The following is a 3,033-nucleotide window of genomic DNA, read 5'->3' as shown; positions in this document are numbered from 1 at the left end:
GTCGGCATTCTCGATGACGCCGAGCCAGCCGGGCACCGTGCTGACCTTGGCTGCATTGGCAAATTTCTTCGATTCGATCTTGTCGCCCATCGCCTTGATCGCCTTGGGCTTCGGGCCGATGAAGACGATGCCTTCAGCCTCCAGCGCCTCGCAAAAGGAGGCGCGCTCCGAAAGAAACCCGTAGCCGGGATGCACTGCCTGCGCGCCCGTCGCCTTGCAGGCGGCGATGATCTTCTCCGGCACCAGATAGCTTTGCGCGGCGGGCGACGGCCCGATATGCACCGCTTCGTCGGCCATTTCGACATGCATGGCGTCGCGATCGGCATCCGAATAGACCGCCACGGTGGCGATGCCCATCTTGCGCGCCGTCTTGATAACGCGGCAGGCAATCTCGCCACGGTTGGCGATCAGGATTTTCGTGAACATGCAGATGTCATTCCTCCGCGAAGCGGTCCTGTTCTATGGACTATCCCGTGATGTCTCAAGTGCCGGAACAGCCAAGGCAAAGCCGGTTTTCAGAAATGCCGGTGTTCAAAAAATGCTGGTGTTCAAAAATGCTTGTCGCGCTCGAATGGGCCGAAACGTATGCCGGAGGTGACCAGATAGGCTGCCGACCAGCCCATGATGAGAAAGCCGGTCACCCCTTCCAGCGAGGCGAGCAACTGCCATTGCTTCGCCGACGCAACGTCCGTGAAGCCGATCGTCGCAAACGCCGAGGTCGAGAAATAGAAGGCAGTATCGAAATCAGCGAAGGCGCCGACGGCCAGCATGCCTAGCGCCCAGATAGCCATCTCGATGCACAACAGGGCGAACATGCCGAGCGCCAGGACCGCCAGCGCCACCGCTTTCTCCGCCTGGCTGCCGTCGAGCAATGGATGAGCCAGCAAAAACGTGATCAGATGCGTCAGGGCAATCAGCCCGGCAGCATGGACCAGGAAGGTCAGCACGTCGAAAAACGTCGCAAGGAGGAGATTGGCCGCCATCGCCGAATTTTATAAGGTAGATTTTGTGCTCACTACGACCGAAGAGGGGTCATTTCGCCACACTCCAGGACGCGGTAGCAATTTGATTTGCGCATGATCCCGAGCGAAATCGATTCCGATTTTCAGGGTCATGCGCTAGGCAGGCTTATGGCCCCGCCGAAACCTGAAACTTTATCGATTGCCTTGGGAGGAACTGCCTGATGAAAACCCGTGCCGCCGTTGCTGTCGCCGCTGGAAAGCCGCTGGAAATCATGGAGGTCGACCTCGAAGGTCCGCGCGATGGCGAGGTGCTGGTCGAAATCAAGGCAACCGGCATCTGCCACACCGACGAGTTCACGCTGTCGGGCGCCGATCCCGAAGGCCTGTTTCCGGCCATTCTCGGCCATGAAGGCGCCGGTGTGGTCGTCGATGTCGGCAAGGGCGTCACCTCGGTCAGGAAGGGCGACCACGTCATTCCGCTCTACACGCCGGAATGCCGGCAGTGCCCGTCCTGCCTGTCGAGAAAAACCAATCTGTGCACCGCCATCCGCGCCACGCAGGGGCAAGGGTTGATGCCCGACGGCTCGTCGCGCTTCTCGATCGGCAAGGACAAGCTGTTCCACTATATGGGCTGCTCGACCTTCTCCAACTTCACCGTGCTGCCCGAGATCGCGCTGGCCAAGGTCAATCCCGACGCGCCCTTCGACAAGATCTGCTACATCGGCTGCGGCGTCACCACCGGCATCGGCGCTGTCATCAACACGGCCAGGGTCGAGATCGGCGCCACCGCAGTCGTCTTCGGTCTCGGCGGCATCGGCCTCAACGTCATCCAGGGCCTGAAGCTTGCCGGCGCCGACATGATCATCGGCGTCGACCTGAACAACGACAAGAAGCCCTGGGGCGAAAAATTCGGCATGACGCATTTCGTCAATCCGAAGGAGATCGAGGGCGATATCGTGGCCCACCTCGTCAACATGACCAAGCGCGGCGCCGACCAGATCGGCGGCGCCGACTATACGTTCGACTGCACGGGCAACACGAAAGTCATGCGCCAAGCCCTTGAATCGTCTCACCGCGGCTGGGGCAAGTCGGTCGTCATCGGTGTTGCCGGCGCCGGCCAGGAAATCTCGACCAGGCCGTTCCAGCTCGTCACCGGGCGCACCTGGATGGGCACCGCCTTCGGCGGCGCGCGCGGGCGCACCGATGTGCCAAAAATCGTCGACTGGTACATGGACGGCAAGATCCAGATCGACCCGATGATCACCCACACGCTTAAGCTGGAGGACATCAACAAGGGCTTCGACCTCATGCATGAGGGCAAGTCGATCAGAAGTGTCGTGGTTTACTAGAGAAAGCCGCACGCCGTCGGCCAGCCGGCCTGCGACCTCTGTGGTTCAAGACAAGGCCTGTAGCTAAACTAGGGAGGAGAAAACATGCCGGAAAAACTGCATCCGAAAATCGACAATGGTCTGCCGAAGGAAAGCGCGAGCTTTGCCGGCGGCACACTGGTCTGCGCCTGCACGAGCAAACCGGTCAAGGTGACGGTCAAGGGTCAGATCGCCCACAATCACGCCTGCGGCTGCACCAAATGCTGGAAGCCGGATGGCGCGATATTCTCGGTTGTCGCAGTCGCCGGTACGGGCGACGTCACGGTGACCGAGAACGGCGACAAGCTGAAAGTGGTCGATCCGAGCGCGCTGATCCAGCGCCATGCCTGCACCGGTTGCGGCGTCCACATGCACGGCCCGGTCGAGCGCGACCACCCGTTCAAGGGGCTCTCCTTCATTCATCCAGAGCGCTTCGAGGAAGATGGCTGGTCGCCGCCGGGCTTCACCGCCTTTGTCTCGTCGATCATCGAATCCGGTGTCGATCCAGGCCGCATGGACGGCATCCGCTCGCAACTGAAGACAATCGGGCTCGAACCCTATGATTGCCTCAATCCAGGCCTGATGGATTACATTGCCACCTGGACGGCGAAGAAATCCGGCGCATTGCCGGCCTAGCAACTGCTCGATGTTTGCCTATGGGGCGGGGGCAAGTCACCCGCCCCATATGCATTTGGAAGGAACAA

The 3,033-nt window shown here is 60.6% G+C and carries 4 protein-coding genes; 2 read left to right on the top strand and 2 right to left on the bottom strand.

From position 1 onward, the window contains the following. A partial coding sequence (locus tag CN311_RS22245; RefSeq protein ID WP_280954046.1) for a biotin carboxylase N-terminal domain-containing protein occupies positions 1-426 on the bottom strand: 426 nt, incomplete at its 3' end. Between the two features lie 122 nt (positions 427-548). Then, positions 549-983 carry an ion channel gene (locus tag CN311_RS22240; RefSeq protein ID WP_097575856.1) on the bottom strand — a complete coding sequence of 145 codons (435 nt, stop codon included), beginning with the start codon at positions 981-983 and terminating at the stop codon, positions 549-551. A gap of 200 nt (positions 984-1,183) precedes the next feature. Here CN311_RS22240 and CN311_RS22235 point away from each other — a divergent pair, with 200 nt between their 5' ends. Then, positions 1,184-2,311: an S-(hydroxymethyl)glutathione dehydrogenase/class III alcohol dehydrogenase gene (locus CN311_RS22235; RefSeq protein WP_097575855.1), complete on the top strand. Its 1,128-nt coding sequence runs from the start codon at positions 1,184-1,186 to the stop codon at positions 2,309-2,311. Between the two features lie 84 nt (positions 2,312-2,395). Then, entirely contained in the window at positions 2,396-2,965 is a 570-nt protein-coding gene (gene gfa / locus CN311_RS22230) for an S-(hydroxymethyl)glutathione synthase (RefSeq protein WP_097575854.1), read from the top strand. Positions 2,966-3,033: the final 68 nt, after the last annotated feature.

This window comes from Mesorhizobium sanjuanii, assembly GCF_002529485.1.
GTDB classification, from domain to species: Bacteria; Pseudomonadota; Alphaproteobacteria; order Rhizobiales; family Rhizobiaceae; genus Mesorhizobium; species Mesorhizobium sanjuanii.
Note: the sequence above shows the minus strand (reverse complement) of the source record. Positions and strands in the feature narration are given on the sequence as shown.

Bases quoted from the DNA above. Each gene is read 5' to 3' on its own strand.
- CN311_RS22235 (WP_097575855.1), top strand. From the start codon at position 1,184: ATGAAAACCCGTGCCGCCGTTGCTGTCGCCGCTGGAAAGCCGCTGGAA.
- CN311_RS22240 (WP_097575856.1), bottom strand. From the start codon at position 983: ATGGCGGCCAATCTCCTCCTTGCGACGTTTTTCGACGTGCTGACCTTC.
- gfa (WP_097575854.1), top strand. From the start codon at position 2,396: ATGCCGGAAAAACTGCATCCGAAAATCGACAATGGTCTGCCGAAGGAA.